13 protein-coding genes are annotated in these 15,970 nt (G+C 41.0%); 4 read left to right on the forward strand and 9 right to left on the reverse strand.

The genetic code is table 11. The features are described from left to right. Nucleotides 1-254 precede the first annotated feature (254 nt). The 7 genes from G7092_RS23765 to G7092_RS23795 form a co-directional block, all read right to left on the reverse strand. Nucleotides 255-1,562: a bifunctional folylpolyglutamate synthase/dihydrofolate synthase gene (locus G7092_RS23765; protein WP_166093335.1), complete on the reverse strand. Its 1,308-nt coding sequence runs from the start codon at nucleotides 1,560-1,562 to the stop codon at nucleotides 255-257. Nucleotides 1,563-1,698: 136 nt separating this feature from the next. After that, on the reverse strand, nucleotides 1,699-2,514 hold the full coding sequence (locus G7092_RS23770) for an energy transducer TonB (RefSeq protein WP_166093337.1): 816 nt from the start codon (nucleotides 2,512-2,514) through the stop codon (nucleotides 1,699-1,701). A gap of 102 nt (nucleotides 2,515-2,616) precedes the next feature. Beyond that, entirely contained in the window at nucleotides 2,617-3,015 is a 399-nt protein-coding gene (locus G7092_RS23775) for an ExbD/TolR family protein (RefSeq protein WP_166093339.1), read from the reverse strand. Next, nucleotides 3,012-3,725: a MotA/TolQ/ExbB proton channel family protein gene (locus G7092_RS23780; RefSeq protein WP_166093341.1), complete on the reverse strand. Its 714-nt coding sequence runs from the start codon at nucleotides 3,723-3,725 to the stop codon at nucleotides 3,012-3,014. The genes G7092_RS23775 and G7092_RS23780 overlap by 4 nt, the downstream gene beginning before the upstream one ends. After that, nucleotides 3,722-4,780, reverse strand: coding sequence for an HU domain-containing protein (locus G7092_RS23785; protein ID WP_166093344.1), 1,059 nt, complete (start codon nucleotides 4,778-4,780; stop codon nucleotides 3,722-3,724). Before G7092_RS23785 ends, G7092_RS23780 begins: the two co-directional genes overlap by 4 nt. A 135-nt stretch (nucleotides 4,781-4,915) precedes the next feature. After that, nucleotides 4,916-6,778: a porin family protein gene (locus tag G7092_RS23790; RefSeq protein WP_166093346.1), complete on the reverse strand. Its 1,863-nt coding sequence runs from the start codon at nucleotides 6,776-6,778 to the stop codon at nucleotides 4,916-4,918. A gap of 34 nt (nucleotides 6,779-6,812) precedes the next feature. Further along, the gene (locus G7092_RS23795) at nucleotides 6,813-9,923 is read right to left on the reverse strand and encodes a tetratricopeptide repeat protein (RefSeq protein WP_166093347.1); all 3,111 of its coding nucleotides are present in this window, start codon (nucleotides 9,921-9,923) and stop codon (nucleotides 6,813-6,815) included. Between the two features lie 232 nt (nucleotides 9,924-10,155). On the opposite strand from G7092_RS23795, the gene G7092_RS23800 reads away from it, so the two are divergent. From G7092_RS23800 to G7092_RS23810, 3 genes are all read left to right on the forward strand, one after another. Next, the gene (locus tag G7092_RS23800) at nucleotides 10,156-11,289 is read left to right on the forward strand and encodes a hypothetical protein (RefSeq protein ID WP_166093349.1); all 1,134 of its coding nucleotides are present in this window, start codon (nucleotides 10,156-10,158) and stop codon (nucleotides 11,287-11,289) included. Nucleotides 11,290-11,485: 196 nt separating this feature from the next. Further along, nucleotides 11,486-11,992 carry a GbsR/MarR family transcriptional regulator gene (locus G7092_RS23805; protein WP_166093351.1) on the forward strand — a complete coding sequence of 169 codons (507 nt, stop codon included), beginning with the start codon at nucleotides 11,486-11,488 and terminating at the stop codon, nucleotides 11,990-11,992. 71 nt (nucleotides 11,993-12,063) lie between these two features. Continuing rightward, entirely contained in the window at nucleotides 12,064-12,435 is a 372-nt protein-coding gene (locus G7092_RS23810; RefSeq protein ID WP_166093353.1) for a hypothetical protein, read from the forward strand. Nucleotides 12,436-12,498: 63 nt separating this feature from the next. On the opposite strand, the gene G7092_RS23815 is transcribed toward G7092_RS23810, so the two are convergent. Beyond that, nucleotides 12,499-12,867 (reverse strand): response regulator, encoded by a 369-nt coding sequence (locus G7092_RS23815; protein ID WP_166093356.1) that lies wholly within the window; start codon nucleotides 12,865-12,867, stop codon nucleotides 12,499-12,501. 1,023 nt (nucleotides 12,868-13,890) lie between these two features. After that, nucleotides 13,891-14,247 (reverse strand): response regulator transcription factor, encoded by a 357-nt coding sequence (locus G7092_RS23820; RefSeq protein ID WP_166093358.1) that lies wholly within the window; start codon nucleotides 14,245-14,247, stop codon nucleotides 13,891-13,893. 190 nt (nucleotides 14,248-14,437) lie between these two features. Between G7092_RS23820 and G7092_RS23825 the strand changes: the two genes are divergently transcribed. Further along, entirely contained in the window at nucleotides 14,438-15,913 is a 1,476-nt protein-coding gene (locus G7092_RS23825; RefSeq protein ID WP_166093361.1) for an ATP-binding protein, read from the forward strand. The last annotated feature ends 57 nt before the right edge of the window (nucleotides 15,914-15,970 follow it).

Raw genomic sequence — 15,970 nt, forward strand, 5'->3', positions numbered from 1 at the left:
TAAATTATTTGTTAAGTCGAAAAGTTATATACTAAAACTTGAGTCAATAAAAAGGAGGACTATTTTGGTAAAAAGTGGGTTTACATGGTTTACATAATTTATGGTTTACATGGTATTATTTTATTGATAATCAAATACTTGTATTGAAATTCAATGAATTTATGTAAACCCACATTTTCGCTCGCAACGTTGGTTAGAAGCTATCCTATAGCAAAAGATCTCTGCTCGTACCTCGTTCGAGGTGGCAATTGGTGTTATACCACTTCCGCTACAACAAATGTACTGCCGCCTACAAATACAAGATCATTATCTGTGGCATTAGCCTGAGCCGCCGATAAAGCTGCCTTTACTGATGGGTAGGTGTTGCCGTGTAAGCCAAAACTTGCGGCTTGCTGCTGCATACTTTCTGCATCTAAACCTCTTGGTATATCGGGCTTGCAGAAGTAATAGATAGCTTTTGTTGGGAGCAAAGCCAATACTTTGGTAATGTCCTTATCATTCACCATGCCTATTACAAAGTGTAATTGCTGGTAATTAACCGCGGCAATATTTTTGACCACCTCCTGTATACCGTCGGGGTTATGACCGGTATCGCAAATGGTTAACGGCTGGATATTTAAAACTTCCCAGCGGCCATGCAGGCCGGTGAGTGTTTTCACCTGCTTCAACGCGGTGGTGATATGCTCATTGGTTATTATGAAGCCTTGTTTGCGCAGCTCGTCCACAGCCGATAAAACACCTTTGATGTTTTTAAGCTGATAGGTGCCTGTGAGGTCGAGCTGGATAGTAAGTGATGAGTGATGAGTGTTGAGTAGTGAGTTGCTAACTTCAATTTCCAAAAGTTTTGAGTTTTGACTTTTAACTTTTGACTTTTCTTCAATCGTCCACACGTCCGATGCAAAAGTGATGGGGCTGCCTTCCCGTTGGGCTTTAGCTATGAAAACGGGCACTGTTTCGGGCTGGGTTTCGCTGACCACCACCGGGATGCCGGGCTTGATGATACCTGCTTTTTCGCCGGCTATCAGTTGCAGCGTATCGCCCAGCATATTCATGTGGTCCCAGCCTATGTTGGTTATGACCGACAGGAGCGGGGTAATGATATTGGTGGAATCCAAACGGCCACCCAAACCCACTTCAATAATGGCTATATCTACTTTTTCCTTTGCAAAAACATCAAAGGCTAACGCTACGGTCATCTCAAAAAAAGAAGGTGCTATCTCTTCAAAATCAGCTTTATGATCCTCAACAAAATCAATCACGGTTTGCTCGCTGATCATTTGGCCATTAACCCGGATACGTTCCCTAAAATCTTTTAGGTGGGGCGATGTATACAGGCCGGTTTTGTATCCTGCTGTTTGCAGAATAGCAGCCAGCATGTGCGATGTAGAACCTTTACCGTTGGTACCTGCTATGTGCAAGCTTTTAAATTTATGCTGCGGATTGTCCAGTCGTTTGCAAAGCTCAATGGTATTGGTAAGATCCTTTTTAAAAGCCGAAGCCCCATCGCGCGTAAACATGGGGAGCTGAGTATATAGGTATTGGATGGTTTCCTGGTAGTTCATGGTTCATAGTTGATGGTTCATAGTAACACCTGATGAACCGCTAATGAGCGCAAAGGTAATACGGATGTGTTTGATTGAGATTCCTGTTATTGTAAAATATTGCCATGAACCATTAGCTATGATCCATCAGCCGAACTTAATTTACCTTAAACACAAAGGTCATGGTGCCTTTTTGGGTTTCGGGAGCGGTATCAGAGGCATTGAATCTTGATTTGCGCACGGCATCCTCGCAGGCTTGTAACAGGCTGGCATCAGATATGGTAGTGCCGCGTGCTCCTGCAGTGGCTTGTATTACATAGCCATCCTTATCAACCAGGATATCTACTACAATTTTACCGCTATGACGATTTCCGTCATCAACGCTAGGGCGCGAAACAAAACTACGTTGTGTTAAATTCAAATTACCGCCGTTGCCAGAGCCTGTTCCGTTATAGTTGTTGGTAAGGGTTGTTCCAGTTGGCTTACCCTGGTTGCCCGGAGCGTGCCCGGTTCCGTCACCTTCGCCGGTGCCGGTTGTGGCTTTGCCTTTATACAAGGCGTTTTGATTCACCGTAGGCTTGGCCGGGGTTTTTGTTGGCTGCGGTGTAGCTACGGTATTGGTTGGTTTTTTTGTTGGGGCGGCTACTTCCGGGGCGTCCTCGGTATTTTGGGTCACTACGGTTTTGTCGCTGGTTTGCGGAGTGGGTTTATCCTCGGTTGGTTTTTCGTGGGTAACTTTATCTGGTTTGGTATTATTGGCTTTTTCAGCAACCGAAGGTTCCTCGGTACTCATATAATCGCTGCCCATACCTTCGTCAACAGTTCCGTAGTTTACCAGTATTCCCCCGGTACCATCCTCCATTTTTGGTGGATTTTTAAATACAATAAAATAACAGGCAGCAATAAGCACAGCCAAAATAATGCCTGTTGCCGCAAATGCCTTTGGATAGTTATTTTCTTCCCTGTAGTCCATTTTTTAGTATCACGTAGTTGGTATCAAGTAGCTAGTATCAAGTATCAAGATTTTTGTGGTCAACTTTTGAATGTCGTGATACTTGATACTAGCTACTTGATACTACTTCGGTTCCGTTGCCAGAACCAGTTTGATGTTTAATTTTTGTGCTATATCCATTACCTGTACCACATCCTGTATGGCTACAGTTTTGTCGACATATAAAACTATAGTGAGTTCTGTAGCCAGGTTTTTATAACCAGACAGAGTAGTTTGCAAGGCATCTACCGGAACTTCCTTTTTGTCAACGTAGTATCTCAAATCCTTGGTTACCGATACCGTAATGGTTTTTTTGGATACCGATTGCCCGCTTGATGATTTGGGCAATACCAGTTTGATCACATTAGGGTTGGTAACTGTAGATGCAATGAGGAAAAACAAAAGCAGGAAGAACATAATGTCGTTCATGGCCGATGTATGAACTTCTGCCGATGCACCTCTATGTCTTTTTCTTAAATTCATTTGCTTGGCTCCTCTAACAGGTCAATAAATTCAATAGCATCAGTTTCTAGGCTCAAAATTACCTTATCAACCATCATATTCAAAATATGATAGCATACGTAAGCCACAATACCCACCATCAAACCTGCGGCTGATGTAACCATTTTTACGTACAGACCACCAGATATAACACCCATACTGATATTATCTGTTTTAGATATATCATAAAATATCTTGATTACCCCGGCAATAGTACCCAGGAACCCAAACATGGGTGCAATACCTGCTACGATACCCAGGATACCGATATTTTTTTCCAGCTTGGATACTTCCAGTTTACCTACGTTTTCAATAGCGCCCTCAATATCCTTGATGGGGCGACCGATACGCAACAAACCTTTTTGCAGCATACGACCCAGTGGCGAATTATTATTACGGCAAAGCGCTATAGCCGATTCCAGGTTACCCGAATGGATACTGGAGCGTACCTGTAACATCAGGTTGGCCTCATTCTTTGAAGCTTTACGGATGGTAAAATAGCGTTCAAAAAATATTACCAAACCTAAAACAGCCAAAATACCAATGGGAACCATTACCCAGCCACCCTTGATCAATAGATCGCCAAAACGCAGCTCTTCGGGCTGTGTAGTGATGGGTTGTGTAAGGTGACCTGCGGTGTCTGCTACGTGTTTCGCGGTATCTGCTATCTGCTGTATCAATAATAATGTCATTTCTTTTCGTTAATTTCTTTGCTGTAGGATTTTTGATCTATTTTTTTTGCTTTTACAAGTTTAAGTCTTTCGGTCTCGGCCTCGGCAGATGTACTGAAGCTTCCAATAATAATTTTAATGCGTTTACCAGAGCCTGGGCCATGCCATGTGCGGGCATCCACACCAACACTTTTAAATATTTTAACAGCTTCGTCGCTTTTAGTTTGTGTTTTAAATGAGCCGGCGAAGATAACATATTCGGTTTTACCGGCAGTATCGGCTGTGGCTACTGTTTTCTTTAACGTAGTATCGGGTTTAGAAATTGCCTTTGATGCCGTATCCAAAAGTGGAGGGGCTGTTTTATTACTATCATCGGCACTGTCTGCAGCGGCAGCGGGTTGTGTTTTTGTTTGCCCGTTAACGGGTTTTGCAGGTTGCTTACCAAAACCGAACAAAGCCGGGTTATATTTATATATAGCGAATGCTGCTACAGCGATAACCAGCAAAACGATAAGCGCGATAAGCCACGGGCTTCCCGAACGCGTTTTTTCTTCCGTCTCTTCATCCTCGTATACCTCTGGCTGATCGGCTGTTGGCGTAGGTGGAGTAATTAGCTGTGGTGCTACTGTAAATGGCAGTGGCGCAGCTGGCTTTTCAGGTTCCGGCTGATTCAGCTTTTTGATAGTTATGGGCGTAAAGCCATAAAATTCAGGCCCTTCATTATGATTTTCGCCGGATTTAAAAGCTATCTCCCCATTGTTCATATAAAACCAGCCCAGGTTAGCAAAAGGAACTTCTTTCAAAGCAGCGTCCTGTTTAAGTCCGGTAATATATTTTTCGGTAAAGTATTTGGATGATGCCAGCGATATGTTTTTCTTTTGGGCGATGTGCTCCACCAAAGTATCGTCCTCAAATGGTTCAGAACTAAATTGTACCTGATAGCCTGGCGGATATAGTTTGCCTTCGGCGTTGTTATAATAACCATTTACACGCACCTGTGTAAAAAAACCCAGGCCCGGCACACCTACTTTGCTATGCCGGCCTAACAGTTCGCTTAAATAATTGGCTATATCCATTGGCTAAAAATACGGTTAATTATAAAACATCAAAAGGCTTTGAGGTAAATTGGTTCGTGTCGCACGGTTCGGGGTTCGTGTTATGTGGTTCGAGGCTTGTCACCCGAACCTTGCTCCCCGAACCCCGCTCCCGATTTAAAACGAATACCCAACGCCGCCAAAGATATTAAATCCGTAGTTAGGATAGTATAACCAGTTTTGATAACTGGTGCTTAAAATATTATTAGCCTGTACAAATACGGTTATTTGACGGGTAGCCTTGTATTGAACACCTCCGCTTAGGTCGGCAAATGAGGCTATCGGTTTTTGAACCATAGTTGATGTACCACCGGTGTTGGTAAATGTCCTGTCGTTTGTTGAGCCGCGGAACAATACCGAACCGGTAATACTTACCTGGTTGTTAATATTGATAGAAGTACCGGCGGTTAACAAAAACTTAGGCAGGTTCCATGCCTGTACTTCGGATGCCATTTGGTAATCTTTAATCTCCACGCGGCCAAAAATGTTAAAATCATCACTGGCTTTAAAATCAAGCTCGCCGTTAAAGCCGTTCACACGGGCTTTGCCATCGTCATATATCACTTTGAACTTGTTTACTTCGGCGTCGAAATTGCTTACCAGTAACGGCATGTTTTTAATGCTGTTGCGGAACACCGATGCCTTAAAGCTTAAGCCGGGTGCAAGGGTGCCTTTTAAACCGGCACTAAGATCCAGCTGATCAACCGAGTTTTGGATGGCAATATTTTGACCAATGAAGGGGTTGATGTAAGCCAGGTCATGTAAGGATGTCCGGTTGATATCGCCTTTGGCTTCTACAAACAAGCGTACATATTTCGGGATTACCTGTACCTCTAATTTAGCAGCAGGGAAGATATAGAATTTGCCAAATTCGCCAAATTCCTTCTCGATGTTTACACCCGCATCAATTTTATAATTGGTACCCTGAAATTTGATGTAAGGATTTAAGCGTAAAATATTATTACCGATTTTGTAAAGACTATCCTTCTGTGAGTTCAGGTCAACCGATCCGCTTAAACCCGCGTAAAATTGTTTTACGGTTTGGTTGATAAAGCCCGAGATCACCAGGTTATTTTCCCTGGCCTGATAAGCATTGCTAAAGGCATAACCTTTTATTTTCAGGGCGTAAGTAAAATCGTTCTGTACATCCTTATAGTTTTTGGCCAGTTCGGCTTCGGCACCAATGGTGTTAAAGTGTTGCTTGCCAGGTACAAAAGTGCTGGGTGGAGGGGCCGATTGATCGAAGCCATAAAAATTGGTACCCATGCGGTTATAAGTAATACGACCGCTAATGTTGTTATCGCCCAGGATGCTTTTGCCAAATATGCCAACATCATCCTTGCTCTGGCTTTGTTTGTCTAATGAACCAGATTGTGAAAAATGTTTGAGATAGCCACCAAACTGCAACGCCTGGTCGCGACCGTTAGAAAAGTAAGCTTCCCCAAAAAGTGATTTCAGGTTTCCGGCGCCTACTTTAACATAATTGTTTAATAGAATAGAGTCCTGTTCTGGTGGTCTCTTCATGGCTTCCAATTGCCTGATCTCGGAGTTTTGCTCCTGTCTTTTATCCAAAGGAGTGTACACCAAAGGTGCTTTAAATGGAACCTTATCCTCCAAATCTGGATTACGACGTATTTTTACCGCATCAGCCAATACTGGTTTGTAAGCAGTAGTTACCACAATCTCTTCAGAAAGACTGCCACCATTATCAGCATTGTTGCCGCTACCGCCTTTTTTGGTGGTATCAGCAGCTGCACGGGCCGCGGCATCACCTAAGTTTTTTGATGATGTGCTGGCTTTTTTAGGAGCAGTAGTTTTTGCCGCAGGCTTTTTGGTTGCCGGTTTTGCCGGAGCTTTTTTGGCCGTGCTTTTTGTTTTAGTAGTGGCCTTTTTGGCCGGTTTCTTTGTTTGCGCTTGTGCAGGGACAAAGTATAATGCTAGTATTAAGGTAAGCAGCGTATAGATATATTTTAATTTCATTGCTTGTCTTTTTATATTATTCTTTGCCATCCTGTTAGTTTTGACCGGTTTTGGTAGTATCGGCCGGGGCCGGTTTATTATCACTTGTATCGGTTACCGGAGTCTCTATTTTTACAGGTTTACCCGTTAATACACCCAGCTTTTGTTTGGCTGTCGATAGTATATCGTCATTACCTTTATAGTTTTCAATAATACTTTGCAGCGTGGCCTTGGCCTGGAAGTTATCTTTCAGTTTTACATAATTATCAGCCAGCAGGATATAGGTTTTAGCTACCCAGTAATCATAGTTCGGCATTTCCTTAGCCAGGTCGAAACACATTTTTTGCGATGTTTTGTACCTGCCTTTTAAGTATTCCACGTTAGCAATGTTGTATTTGGCTTCGGCGGCAGCTACAGTTTTGGTATTGGTTACCGTGTAATCAAATTCTTTAACCGCTGCAGTGGTATCGCCTTTTAGTAGATAAGCTTCACCAGCATATAAGCCTGTACGGAATTTATCTTCCTGGGCGGCCTTATCATTACCCCTGATCTGTTTCACATAGTTCAACACATCATCGGGCATGTTCATCTGCGCGTAGCAAAGCATCAGGTTATTGATGGCGTAAGAATAATCCTCTTTAAACTCTGCATTGGTCTCCAGTTTTTTCAGGAACACGATGGCCTCATTATACTTTTTCTGAGAGATATACAGCTTAGCCATGCTAATCAACGATTTCTCGGTATAGGCACTTGTCCAGTCATTCAGGATGATGTTATAATCAACAACAGCTTCTTTAGATCTGTTGAGGTTAACCAAACTTTGTGCACGGATAAAACGTGCTTGTTTTTCATAGATCTGTTTGGTCGGGAACTTATCCAGATAAGCGTTAACTGCACCTACTGTACCTTGCCAGTCGCCTTTTAAATAAAGGTTGTTGGCCGCGGTGATCATGATATCTTCCTGTTGCGAGGTGGTATAGTTACCAATAGAGGTAGAGCCCGCGTAATTGATAAATGTTTGTGCGTCGCCTTTATCGGTATATATTTTTTCAATCTGTTTAAGCGATTGTTTGGCTTCATCAGTTGAGGAGTAATCGGCAACCACTTTTTTGAATGACTCTACAGCCAGGTCGTCATGGCCGGCATTGTAATCAATCAGACCAATAGTAACCAGCGCCCTCGGTACATAACTGCTGTGCGGATACTTCTGGATCATGGCATTCAAGTCGGTTTTGGCCCTGTCTCCATCATTTTTCAGGAAGTAGGTATAGGCGATCTCAAACGAGGCATCATCCGCATAATCCGAATTCGGGAAAGTGTTCAATACATCATTCAGTGTGCTGATCTTGGTATCCAGCGAGCCTTGTAAACCCTGTATCATACCACGCTGAAACAAGGCGTAATCTTCGCCTTGGTTGTGCATAGCTATAATGCGGTTATAATAATCAAGCGCTGTGCTGTAGCTTTTCAATACAAAATAGCTATCGCCCAGCCTGGTTATCGCATCGTTCTCGGTGTTTTTATCTTTTACATCCCCCCGAAGGAATTTTTCGAAGTAGTTGGCCGCTTTTTTATATTGCTCACCATAAAAGGCGGCGTAAGCCAGTGCATAATTGGCGTAGTTAGATAAATCGGTCTCTTTGGCTTCGGGCATGCTTAAAAACGCTTCAAAGTTCTCTACCGATTCGCCATATTTACGTACTTCGTACATCGCCTCAGCCATCCAGTAGGTAGTTAAAGCCTGGGTTTTAGGGTCGACCGGATTTTTTAACGAACGCAGGAAAATACCGATAGCATTTTCAAAGGCCCGCTCGTTATAAAACTCCAAACCGCGGTAATAGGTAACTTTCTGATAAGCTATCTGTGCACTTTCTGATTTGTTGGGTATTGGCTCCAGTATTTCTACCGCTTCTTTGTAATTGCGGGAATTTAATAGTTCCTCGCCCAGTAATACTTTCACTTCGTCGTTACGGCGTGAGCGCGGATAATTCTTTAAATATAAACGGGTAGCCGCCAGTGCTTCGGTATTAAAATCGAGTTCGTAGGAAAGCTTGGCATATTCATACAAAGCATCTTCCTGTAATTGCTTATCGTAAGTAAGTTTTGAGGCTGCCAAAAACGCGTTACGCGCGCTTTGTTTGTTATTCATTTTCAGGAAAACATCACCCAGCGTGTAGTTACCGCTTTGGCTGTACACATCACCCTGTTCAATTAAACGTTCCAGTTCTGTGGCCGATTTGGCGTAGTTACCCACCTTGTAATAGGTATAACCAATCTGGTAGCTATCCTGCGTGTTTTGGGTTCTGCCCTGGTCGCCGCTCTGGAAACGGTCGTAATATTTAACCGCGTTGTCGTAGTCGGCTTTGGCAAAGTACGAGGCAGCAATAATGCGCAGCATTTCTGTTTCGTGTTCCTGATGGGTACTGTTTACAATAGGTACCGCGTAGCTGATCACATCGTCGTACCGTTTGTCTAAAAAGTAAACTGCCGATATATAATATGGATAGCTCCGCTCGTATTTTTTAGAGTTTTTAAGCTTTTCAAAGTTGGCTAGTGCAAGGTGATAATCTTTGTTGAGGTAGGCTATGTAAGCAAAGTAATAGGTAGCATCCTCGGTAAACTCCGAGCGTTTGTTTTTTACTTCGGCAAAAAGCAACTGAGCATTCTTAAAATCTTTAAGAGAGAAATAAGCATAGCCCTTACGGAATTTGTATTCGGTATTATCGTGCCCGTTAAGTTCGCCGGCCTGTACTTTATCAAACCAACGGATAGCATCCTCATACTTACCCTGTTTAAAATATGATTTACCAATCTGGAAGTAGGCCAGCTTAGTTAAAGGGTTTTCGGGGTGCTCCTTAATAAAGCGCAGAAACATGCTTTCTGCATCGTCATTGCCCAGGTTAAGGGCGCAAAAAGCCTCGTAGTACTGGCTGTTTTCTTTAACCAGCGATAGCTCCGATTCGAACTGGGGCTGGGTGGCTGTTTTAAGGCGTGATGCTTCAACAGAGCGGAATTGCTCGGCAGCGGAGGCAAATTTACCTTTGTCCATCAGGTCCATAGCCGTATGATAAGTGCGGTACACCTGGAAGGATGGATTTTGCTGCGCGCTGGCCGTTGAAACAATAAATACGGGGATTAATAGGGAAATGTATCTTATTTTGATCATAAAGCGCATACTAACGATGGTGCTAAATTAGCGAAACGAAAAAGAGCTATTAACATAAGTAATTAACAAATGTGGATAACACGTTTAATTAACGAAGGTAATACTTAAGACAATATGTGTGTGGAAAACTTTAAAATTGTTAAACAAAAACCATGGCACTGGTATCGATGGCCAAAGGTAACCAAATAGAACATTTATGGGCAATTTATTTGAACATTATGCGTGATATAGTATGGTAGCAGGTATGGTGTTGATGGTGTTTTTAACAGCCAGCTTTTTGCATTTGGCGCGGCTGCGAATTAAGTTGCTGTTAATCATTATTTTAATTTCTACTTCAATTTTACGGGCTCAGAAAATAACAGGCCCGCTTGTTTTAAATAATGAGCGTTTATCGGTAACTGCCAAGGAATTTTATGTGGCTGGTATTATAGATGACCGGTCCGATCGTACTGCAATAGCCTGGTTATTATCACCAGGACGCGGTGTAGCAAAATATGCCGTTGATCTTAAAGGAGGTGCCTCAACGGCTATCAGACAGTTTGTGAATGCTGCTCTTCCGCCCGATAAAATGTTAAGACCAGTTATTATTCATATAGAAAAATTCAGACTTGATGAAACACAGCTGCCGGGTAACCATGTAGAAGGTAAAGTAAAAGTATCGCTATCTTTTTACCTGCAAAGGGATGGTCAAAACATTCATCTTACGGATTATAATGGGAGTGCGGGTTATAACCGGTTTGCTAATCAGGAGGTTGATATCGAAATGGTATTGCGGCATGCATTGGAGTACAGCCTTACTTTTTTTAACACCTGGATAAACAATGAAGCTGGTACCAATATTAAACTGGCAAAGAATGTAAAGATCAGTTTTACTGATTATACAGAACAGCCAGAAGGGGATACTATTTATTACTCATTTAAGCGCCCTCTGCGGTGGGACGATTTTAAGGCCAAACCACTCAGCAATAGCCGCTTTGGAGCCGAAGTTTTGCCCAGCATTGGTTATAATGAAGATGTAGGTGTAAATAAAAGCACAGTAAATGTGCACCTGGATTTGAAGGCTTTTTTACCCAAAAGCGCCTGTTGGGTAAGGACTGATAGCAAAAACGCTTACAGTCTGAACCACGAACAGCGGCATTTTGATATTGTAAAGATCATCATAGAGCGGTTTAAACAAAAGCTGAAAGCAGAAAAATTTACCGTAGATAATTACGATGGCCCAATCAATGTGCAATACCTCGAATCGTTCCATGAAATGAACGTAATGCAGGATCAGTACGATACAGAAACCGCTCACGGAATGAATATGGCTGCGCAGGAGGAGTGGAATAAAAAGATAGATAAAGAACTGGTTGGATTTAGGTAGTTTCCAGTTTGCGATCAAACTAAGTTGTCATCCTGAGGAACGAAGGATCTTCTTCAATATGCCTGCTGTTCAATAGATGCTTCGCTTCGCTCAGCATGACAAACCTTCTAAATCCGAATCGAACATCCCAATTCTGAAGTTAAAAAAATATCTTTCATTTATTTTTGAAAGTTTAAAAAGTTATTTATATTTGTATATGGAACTGGCAGAAGCAAAGCTGAAATTTATTGAAGCCTGGGGTAAATTAGGATCGGAGTGGGGGATTAACCGTACCATGGCCCAGGTACATGCCTTGTTGCTGATTTCGCCAGAAGCTTTAACCACTGAGGAAGTGATGGCTGAACTGAGTATATCCCGGGGGAATGCCAATATGACCCTGCGCGACCTGATAGATTGGGGCCTGGTTGAAAAGCAACATAAAACGGGCGAGCGTAAAGAATACTTTTATGCCGAAAAAGATACCTGGATAATTGCCAGAAGAGTAGCTGAAGAGCGAAAAAAACGGGAGCTTGACCCCGTGATTAAAATATTAGGTCAATTAACGGAGGTAAAGGGCGATAAAAAAGATCCCGCCTATAAAGCATTCCATTCATCTGTAACTGATATTAGCAGATTGGCCAATAATGTGAACAAAACTTTAGACACGATGCTAAAAGCCGAAGAGAACTGGTTTTTTGGTTCGATATTTAAAATATTTAAATAATATTTTTTTAATCGTAAATTTCATTTTTTTCTGAAAATTCAATAATTAATAACATATAAATAATCACAATCATGAACTACTTTATTTTAACTTACGTTGTTTACCTGCTGGTAAGCATCGCTTTAACCATATGGGTTGCCAGGGTGTTGTTTAAAAACGGACGTATATTTTTGGTTGACATTTTTCACGGCAATAATGAACTAGCCGACTCTGTAAATAAACTGCTGGTAGTGGGGTTTTACCTGGTGAATATAGGTTACATGAGCCTGGCACTCAAAGAGTCTGGTAATATAGCGAGTACGCAGGTAGTGGTGGAGGTTTTAAGTTACAAAGGAGGCTGGATTATCCTGATACTAGGTGGCATGCATTTTATGAACCTGATAGTGTTTTTCAAATTGCGTAACCGCGCCAAAAGAGAAAAGGAATTCAATATTAATGTTTGAGTGTAATAGTGCGTAAAAACAAACCGGGCTGCTTAATTAAGCGGCCCGGTTTGTTTGTATATCTTAAGCGGCATTATCTAATTGTCGGTTGATGCTGCCGAGCAAAACATCAATATCAAAAGGCTTGGCTATAAAATCATCCGGGGCGCCGGTTTGGTTTAGTGTTCTGGAAACTTCATGACTTGCCGATATCAGTATTACCGGTATCCCATTTGTTTCCTGGCTGGTTTTAACACTTTTGCAAAGATCGCGGCCGTCTAAATTGCCCAGCATAATGTCCAGTAAAATCAAATCGGGCTGACTTTCTTTTATTTTATCAAAAAGATAATGCCCATCGGCCAGGGTTACCACCTCATAACCGGAATCTTCTAATATGTATTGTAAAACCTCCAGTATGTCACTGTCATCGTCAACCGCTAATATCCGTCTCATATTTTATCTTTAAGTATCATCTATAAATTGCTTTCAAATAGTAAAAAAGCAAGTTGTGATAGATTTAGCAATTCTTGTACCAAAGTAATAGTTAAGTACTTAAAGTACAGTTTAATATTGTCGTTTATACTTAATAATAAAATGATTTTTTTTCGTGAAAGGCGTTAAGCCGTATACAAAAGGTTTTTAATGCCTGTTTAAATAAACACCATCCATAACTAGGAATGGGACTTATCAATAAAAACATACGATGCTTTTTTACATTTAGCACAGAAGTATTTTCTTACCGGCAAAAAATATAATACTCTTTTTACAAACCAGTTTCTCTTTAACTGGAAATGGAAAGGCTCACCACATTTTGAGCAGTGGTACTTTTTTTTTCTTTTGATGCTTGAATCTAGGTCGGTCACTACAAATAAAATAGTGCGCAAATTACAACACCTGTTATAAATATAAGGTGGTAATTAATAAAAACATACTTATAGGTATGTTTGTGTTAATTTAAAGTGATAAAAAATAATACTTGGGTTAATTATTGTAATACATAAGTCTTACGCTGGCATCTGTAGCAGATGTAACGTTTTAAGGGGAGAAAGAAAAGTATTGTTTTTACGAAGAAACCTCTTGGTATGCGGTCGTCAAGTTGAGCCTTACATTTTGGGCACAGGGGGAGTTTTTTACCATTAGACCCGATAGATTCAATTGAATTTACTGGAATAACCATATACGATCAGGGGTTTATTGTATATCAATCCTTGTTAAGACCTGTTAGTAACAAATCTAAGGATAATTATCAATATTTTAACCCCGATGCTTGATTATTAATTAATTGTGATTTTTATAACTAAATTTTAATGGATGTGGCAATAAAATGGCATTTTGAGGAATGTTTTTTACCCGTATGTTAATGATTGTTGGGAGGAGTGGATAAAAAAGCGGTTTTCGATTGATTCTCCGGGTTAAAAACAAGTAATCGGTAAAGTAATAATTATGGGTACATGGGAAAAAGAGTATTTAAAAAATTTATATCAAGTTATTCACTTTTTCAACCAGTTCTGAAAGATCAAAGGGCTTGTTGATAATGCCGTCGCAACCATAATTGAGTAAATGATCGTCGCCATTAAGGTAGGCCGAAAATATAATAACCGGTACGTTATTGAATTTGCTGTGGAGCTTAATACTTTTACAAATTTCACCTCCGGTTGTACCAGAAACCCGATAGTCCAATATAACTAAATCCGGGAGAAATTGCTCCATTAAAGGTAATACATCATGGCTGTTCGAAGTACTTTTTACCTCAAACTGTTCATAAGTGAGGGTTTCATGTACAATATCTAATATGTCCTGATTATCATCCAATACTAAAATACGTTTTGACATAAAAAATATTAAAAAGTGAAAAGGCTGGAAAGGCGCTCAAGTACGTAAAACTAATACATAGATAGCAAAAAAGCTATGGATCGGGCTAAAAACTTTATCGGGTAAATAACACACAAAGTTAACTATTTTTTATATCATTGAATTATAAAAAATAGCCAACCTTCGTATATTTTTTGTTTTAATTAAAGTTTTGAAAAATAAAGATCAAAATATAGCTGCAAGGCAATACATAGATGATCTGATTATCCAGGCTCCGGTGGCCATCAGTTTTCTAAAAGGGCCCGATCTCATCATTGAACAGGCCAATATGCATGTGCTTGAATTATGGGGAAAGCCGGCCGATATCATTGGCAGGCCGCTTGCCCTTGCATTGGAAGGAGAAGGGCCCTGGGATTATGTAGAACTGGTTCGGAAGGCTTATCAAAGTGGCCATATCCATTATGGTTATGAAACCCCCATCAAGCTTAACCGGAACGAACATGTTAATTTGTTTTATTTTGATTTTGTTTACCAGCCTGTTAGGGATAGCGGAAATCATATAGCCGGTGTAATGGTGATTGCTACCGAAGTAACCAAGCAGGTAATAGCCAGACGCCTGCTGGAAGACGCGGAAGAGCGTCTGCGCCTGGCCATTGAAGCTACGGGGATAGGTAGTTGGGATCTTGATCTGGTGACTAACGATGTTATTGTATCGCCTACGCTTTCCGTTATATTTGGTCTTGACCCTGAAGATAAGTTAACGCATCCGGAACTGAAGGATATGATACATCCTGATGATAAAGCGTTAGTAAATACTGCTTATAAAAATGCTATAAAAACCGGTGTTTATTTATACGAGGTGCGTATAATATGGACTGATGGATCTGTACACTGGATACGAACAACCGGCAAGGTTTTGTATGACGAACGCCACAAACCTGTACGCATGTTGGGTACTATCAATGATATTACCAAACGCAAACAGGAAGAGATCATGAAAAATGATTTTATAGCTATGGCCAGTCATGAGTTAAAAACGCCGCTCACCTCATTGAAAGCCTATACACAGTTACTGGTAGCAAAGGCTAAAAAAGCGGATAATGATTTTTTTATCAATGCTCTTGAAAAATCCGAAAATCAGATCAACAAAATGGCCCGGCTGATATATGGTTTCCTGGATATGTCAAAAATTGAATCGGGTAAATTACAGTTAAATACCCATACGTTTGATATTGATGAGTTGCTTACCGAGATAATGGCTGATAAATTGCTTATAGCGCCAGATCACGTTTTATCTTATAAAAGCAGACAAACTATACAGGTTTATGCCGACAAAGAAAAGATAGCTCAGGTGATTGGTAATTTTATCAGCAATGCTGTAAAATACTCGCCCAAAGGCAGTATTATAACTATATCAGCCAAAAAGTTGGGCGAAAATTTGTGGGTAAGTGTAAAGGATGAGGGTATTGGTTTAAAGCTCAGAGACCAGCAAAATGTTTTCCAGCGTTTTTACCGGGTGGAGGACGAGCACACGCGGGGACTATCGGGTTTTGGTATTGGTTTGTATCTGTCCGCAGAGATCATCAGGCTGCATCACGGTAAAATTGCTGTAGAAAGCGAAGAGGACAAAGGCGCCGAATTTTACTTCCTGCTGCCTTTACATGCCGATCAGGATCTGCTTTTATAATCACCGATTGATTAATTGTAACGGTTTTGTCTATAAAAATCCGAAACTCAAATATTG

The sequence above is a fragment of the Mucilaginibacter inviolabilis genome (assembly GCF_011089895.1).
GTDB classification, from domain to species: domain Bacteria; phylum Bacteroidota; class Bacteroidia; order Sphingobacteriales; family Sphingobacteriaceae; genus Mucilaginibacter; species Mucilaginibacter inviolabilis.

What these genes read in the sequence shown, in the direction of transcription:
- G7092_RS23765 (WP_166093335.1), bottom strand. Translation starts at nt 1,562, where the DNA reads ATGAACTACCAGGAAACCATCCAATACCTATATACTCAGCTCCCCATG.
- G7092_RS23770 (WP_166093337.1), bottom strand. Translation starts at nt 2,514, where the DNA reads ATGGACTACAGGGAAGAAAATAACTATCCAAAGGCATTTGCGGCAACA.
- G7092_RS23775 (WP_166093339.1), bottom strand. Translation starts at nt 3,015, where the DNA reads ATGAATTTAAGAAAAAGACATAGAGGTGCATCGGCAGAAGTTCATACA.
- G7092_RS23780 (WP_166093341.1), bottom strand. Translation starts at nt 3,725, where the DNA reads ATGACATTATTATTGATACAGCAGATAGCAGATACCGCGAAACACGTA.
- G7092_RS23785 (WP_166093344.1), bottom strand. Translation starts at nt 4,780, where the DNA reads ATGGATATAGCCAATTATTTAAGCGAACTGTTAGGCCGGCATAGCAAA.
- G7092_RS23790 (WP_166093346.1), bottom strand. Translation starts at nt 6,778, where the DNA reads ATGAAATTAAAATATATCTATACGCTGCTTACCTTAATACTAGCATTA.
- G7092_RS23795 (WP_166093347.1), bottom strand. Translation starts at nt 9,923, where the DNA reads ATGATCAAAATAAGATACATTTCCCTATTAATCCCCGTATTTATTGTT.
- G7092_RS23800 (WP_166093349.1), top strand. Translation starts at nt 10,156, where the DNA reads ATGGTAGCAGGTATGGTGTTGATGGTGTTTTTAACAGCCAGCTTTTTG.
- G7092_RS23805 (WP_166093351.1), top strand. Translation starts at nt 11,486, where the DNA reads ATGGAACTGGCAGAAGCAAAGCTGAAATTTATTGAAGCCTGGGGTAAA.
- G7092_RS23810 (WP_166093353.1), top strand. Translation starts at nt 12,064, where the DNA reads ATGAACTACTTTATTTTAACTTACGTTGTTTACCTGCTGGTAAGCATC.
- G7092_RS23815 (WP_166093356.1), bottom strand. Translation starts at nt 12,867, where the DNA reads ATGAGACGGATATTAGCGGTTGACGATGACAGTGACATACTGGAGGTT.
- G7092_RS23820 (WP_166093358.1), bottom strand. Translation starts at nt 14,247, where the DNA reads ATGTCAAAACGTATTTTAGTATTGGATGATAATCAGGACATATTAGAT.